Below are 5,237 nucleotides of genomic sequence, written 5' to 3' on the forward strand. Positions count from 1 at the left end.
AGCTAAGCGACTTCCATATCTCACAGGGGGCAACCCCCAACTACTTCCGGCGTTCTAGGGCTTAACTTCTGTGTTCGGCATGGGTACAGGTGTATCTCCTAGGCTATCGTCACTTAACTCTGAGTAATACCTACTCAAAATTGAATATCTATTCAAATCAAGAAAACCGTTCGCTTTCATATTCTCAGTTACTTTGGATAAGTCCTCGAGCTATTAGTATTAGTCCGCTACATGTGTCGCCACACTTCCACTTCTAACCTATCTACCTGATCATCTCTCAGGGCTCTTACTGATATAAAATCATGGGAAATCTCATCTTGAGGTGGGTTTCACACTTAGATGCTTTCAGCGTTTATCCCTTCCCTACATAGCTACCCAGCGATGCCTTTGGCAAGACAACTGGTACACCAGCGGTAAGTCCACTCTGGTCCTCTCGTACTAGGAGCAGATCCTCTCAAATTTCCTACGCCCGCGACGGATAGGGACCGAACTGTCTCACGACGTTCTGAACCCAGCTCGCGTGCCGCTTTAATGGGCGAACAGCCCAACCCTTGGGACCGACTACAGCCCCAGGATGCGACGAGCCGACATCGAGGTGCCAAACCTCCCCGTCGATGTGAACTCTTGGGGGAGATAAGCCTGTTATCCCCAGGGTAGCTTTTATCCGTTGAGCGATGGCCCTTCCATACGGAACCACCGGATCACTAAGCCCGACTTTCGTCCCTGCTCGAGTTGTAGCTCTCGCAGTCAAGCTCCCTTATACCTTTACACTCTGCGAATGATTTCCAACCATTCTGAGGGAACCTTTGGGCGCCTCCGTTACCTTTTAGGAGGCGACCGCCCCAGTCAAACTGCCCGTCAGACACTGTCTCCGATAGGGATCACCTATCTGGGTTAGAGTGGCCATAACACAAGGGTAGTATCCCAACATCGTCTCCTTCGAAACTGGCGTCCCGATCTCATAGACTCCTACCTATCCTGTACATGTGGTACAGACACTCAATATCAAACTGCAGTAAAGCTCCATGGGGTCTTTCCGTCCTGTCGCGGGTAACCTGCATCTTCACAGGTACTAAAATTTCACCGAGTCTCTCGTTGAGACAGTGCCCAAATCATTACGCCTTTCGTGCGGGTCGGAACTTACCCGACAAGGAATTTCGCTACCTTAGGACCGTTATAGTTACGGCCGCCGTTTACTGGGGCTTCAATTCATACCTTCGCTTGCGCTAAGCACTCCTCTTAACCTTCCAGCACCGGGCAGGCGTCACCCCCTATACATCATCTTACGATTTAGCAGAGAGCTGTGTTTTTGATAAACAGTTGCTTGGGCCTATTCACTGCGGCTGACTTAAAGTCAGCACCCCTTCTCCCGAAGTTACGGGGTCATTTTGCCGAGTTCCTTAACGAGAGTTCTCTCGCTCACCTGAGGCTACTCGCCTCGACTACCTGTGTCGGTTTGCGGTACGGGTAGAGTATGTTTAAACGCTAGAAGCTTTTCTTGGCAGTGTGACGTCACTAACTTCGCTACTAAACTTCGCTCCCCATCACAGCTCAATGTTATAGATATAAGCATTTGACTCATATCACACCTCACTGCTTAGACAGACTCTTCCAATCGTCTGCTTTAGTTAGCCTACTGCGTCCCTCCATCACTACATACTCTAGTACAGGAATATCAACCTGTTGTCCATCGGATACACCTTTCGGTCTCTCCTTAGGTCCCGACTAACCCAGGGCGGACGAGCCTTCCCCTGGAAACCTTAGTCTTACGGTGGACAGGATTCTCACCTGTCTTTCGCTACTCATACCGGCATTCTCACTTCTATGCGTTCCAGCACTCCTCACGGTACACCTTCTTCACACATAGAACGCTCTCCTACCATACCTATAAAGGTATCCACAGCTTCGGTAAATTGTTTTAGCCCCGGTACATTTTCGGCGCAGGGTCACTCGACTAGTGAGCTATTACGCACTCTTTGAATGAATAGCTGCTTCTAAGCTAACATCCTAGTTGTCTGTGCAACCCCACATCCTTTTCCACTTAACAATTATTTTGGGACCTTAGCTGGTGGTCTGGGCTGTTTCCCTTTCGACTACGGATCTTAGCACTCGCAGTCTGACTGCCGACCATAATTCATTGGCATTCGGAGTTTATCTGAGATTGGTAATCCGGGATGGACCCCTCACCCAAACAGTGCTCTACCTCCAAGAATCTTAATGTCGACGCTAGCCCTAAAGCTATTTCGGAGAGAACCAGCTATCTCCAAGTTCGTTTGGAATTTCTCCGCTACCCACAAGTCATCCAAGCACTTTTCAACGTGCCCTGGTTCGGTCCTCCAGTGCGTCTTACCGCACCTTCAACCTGCTCATGGGTAGGTCACATGGTTTCGGGTCTACGTCATGATACTAATTCGCCCTGTTCAGACTCGGTTTCCCTACGGCTCCGTCTCTTCAACTTAACCTCGCATCATAACGTAACTCGCCGGTTCATTCTACAAAAGGCACGCTCTCACCCATTAACGGGCTCGAACTTGTTGTAGGCACACGGTTTCAGGTTCTATTTCACTCCCCTCCCGGGGTGCTTTTCACCTTTCCCTCACGGTACTGGTTCACTATCGGTCACTAGGGAGTATTTAGGGTTGGGAGATGGTCCTCCCAGATTCCGACGGGATTTCGCGTGTCCCGCCGTACTCAGGATACTGCTAGGTACAAAGACTATTTTAAATACGAGGCTATTACTCTCTTTGGCTGATCTTCCCAAATCATTCTTCTATAATCTTTGAGTCCACATTGCAGTCCTACAACCCCGAAGAGTAAACTCTTCGGTTTGCCCTCCTGCCGTTTCGCTCGCCGCTACTAAGGCAATCGCTTTTGCTTTCTCTTCCTGCAGCTACTTAGATGTTTCAGTTCACTGCGTCTTCCTCCTCACATCCTTAACAGATGCGGGTAACAGGTAGTACCTGTTGGGTTCCCCCATTCGGAAATCCCTGGATCATCGCTTACTTACAGCTACCCAAGGCATATCGTCGTTTGTCACGTCCTTCTTCGGCTCCTAGTGCCAAGGCATCCACCGTGCGCCCTTATTAACTTAACCTTATTTTTTGACCTTTCAGTCATAAACTCTTATTAATACTACAGCGTTTTCGGTTTATTTTCTTGTTACTATTTGATATAGATATTCAATTTTCAATGTGCATTACTTGGTGATCTCTCACCAATGGAGCCTAGCGGGATCGAACCGCTGACCTCCTGCGTGCAAAGCAGGCGCTCTCCCAGCTGAGCTAAGGCCCCACAAGACCTCTCAAGACTAAACAAGACCAATGCGCAGTTCCTTTTCCTTAGAAAGGAGGTGATCCAGCCGCACCTTCCGATACGGCTACCTTGTTACGACTTCACCCCAATCATCTATCCCACCTTAGGCGGCTGGCTCCTTACGGTTACCTCACCGACTTCGGGTGTTACAAACTCTCGTGGTGTGACGGGCGGTGTGTACAAGGCCCGGGAACGTATTCACCGCGGCGTGCTGATCCGCGATTACTAGCGATTCCGACTTCATGTAGGCGAGTTGCAGCCTACAATCCGAACTGAGACTGGCTTTAAGAGATTAGCTTGTCGTCACCGACTTGCGACTCGTTGTACCAGCCATTGTAGCACGTGTGTAGCCCAGGTCATAAGGGGCATGATGATTTGACGTCATCCCCACCTTCCTCCGGTTTATTACCGGCAGTCTCGCTAGAGTGCCCAACTAAATGATGGCAACTAACAATAGGGGTTGCGCTCGTTGCGGGACTTAACCCAACATCTCACGACACGAGCTGACGACAACCATGCACCACCTGTCACCTCTGTCCCGAAGGAAAGCTCTATCTCTAGAGCGGTCAGAGGGATGTCAAGACCTGGTAAGGTTCTTCGCGTTGCTTCGAATTAAACCACATGCTCCACCGCTTGTGCGGGCCCCCGTCAATTCCTTTGAGTTTCAACCTTGCGGTCGTACTCCCCAGGCGGAGTGCTTAATGCGTTAGCTACGGCACTAAACCCCGGAAAGGGTCTAACACCTAGCACTCATCGTTTACGGCGTGGACTACCAGGGTATCTAATCCTGTTTGCTCCCCACGCTTTCGAGCCTCAGCGTCAGTTACAAGCCAGAGAGCCGCTTTCGCCACCGGTGTTCCTCCATATATCTACGCATTTCACCGCTACACATGGAATTCCACTCTCCCCTCTTGCACTCAAGTTAAACAGTTTCCAAAGCGTACTATGGTTAAGCCACAGCCTTTAACTTCAGACTTATCTAACCGCCTGCGCTCGCTTTACGCCCAATAAATCCGGACAACGCTCGGGACCTACGTATTACCGCGGCTGCTGGCACGTAGTTAGCCGTCCCTTTCTGGTAAGATACCGTCACAGTGTGAACTTTCCACTCTCACACTCGTTCTTCTCTTACAACAGAGCTTTACGATCCGAAAACCTTCTTCACTCACGCGGCGTTGCTCGGTCAGACTTCCGTCCATTGCCGAAGATTCCCTACTGCTGCCTCCCGTAGGAGTCTGGGCCGTGTCTCAGTCCCAGTGTGGCCGATCACCCTCTCAGGTCGGCTATGTATCGTCGCCTTGGTGAGCCGTTACCCCACCAACTAGCTAATACAACGCAGGTCCATCTGGTAGTGGTGCAATTGCACCTTTCAAACAGTTGTCATGCAACAACTGCTATTATGCGGTATTAGCTATCGTTTCCAATAGTTATCCCCCACTACCAGGCAGGTTACCTACGCGTTACTCACCCGTTCGCAACTCATCCGGAGAAGCAAGCTCCTCCTTCAGCGTTCTACTTGCATGTATTAGGCACGCCGCCAGCGTTCGTCCTGAGCCAGGATCAAACTCTCATTAAAAGTTTGAGTTCTCACTCATTTCTGTCACTGACAGATTTATTGTTTTTTTCATTGTTCAGTACTACAACCTTAGTTGTAGTGCCCTGCACATTGGTTCGTCTTGTTCAGTTTTCAAAGGTCTTTGTCACTCGCTTCTCTCAAGTGACAACTATATTAGTATATCACAGTCGCTTTCGCTTGTCAACACTTTTTTGAAACTTTTTTTAATTTTTTTCAATCAGTATTTTATCTGCAACATACCATAGTCCGTACGGGATTCGAACCCGTGTTACCGCCGTGAAAAGGCGGTGTCTTAACCCCTTGACCAACGGACCAGAGTTGTTATTTTCAACTCTTACTATTATACAGC

At 49.4% G+C, this 5,237-nt stretch carries 2 tRNA genes and 3 rRNA genes; all 5 read right to left on the minus strand.

What is annotated here, in order from left to right:
- Position 1: 1 nt before the first annotated feature.
- Positions 2–117: ribosomal RNA gene (gene rrf, locus FJR73_RS10070) — 5S ribosomal RNA — on the minus strand.
- Between the two features lie 76 nt (positions 118–193).
- Positions 194–3,094 (minus strand): 23S ribosomal RNA (locus tag FJR73_RS10075).
- A 124-nt stretch (positions 3,095–3,218) separates the two neighbouring features.
- Positions 3,219–3,291: transfer RNA gene (locus FJR73_RS10080), tRNA-Ala, on the minus strand.
- Between the two features lie 51 nt (positions 3,292–3,342).
- A 16S ribosomal RNA gene (locus tag FJR73_RS10085) occupies positions 3,343–4,888 on the minus strand.
- Together the 16S, 23S and 5S rRNA genes with 2 tRNA genes alongside form the textbook arrangement of a ribosomal RNA operon.
- A gap of 242 nt (positions 4,889–5,130) precedes the next feature.
- A tRNA-Glu gene (locus FJR73_RS10095) sits at positions 5,131–5,202 on the minus strand.
- Positions 5,203–5,237 lie beyond the last annotated feature (35 nt).

The organism is Streptococcus sp. D2 (assembly GCF_006385825.1).
Taxonomy (GTDB): Bacteria; Bacillota; Bacilli; order Lactobacillales; family Streptococcaceae; genus Streptococcus; species Streptococcus shenyangsis.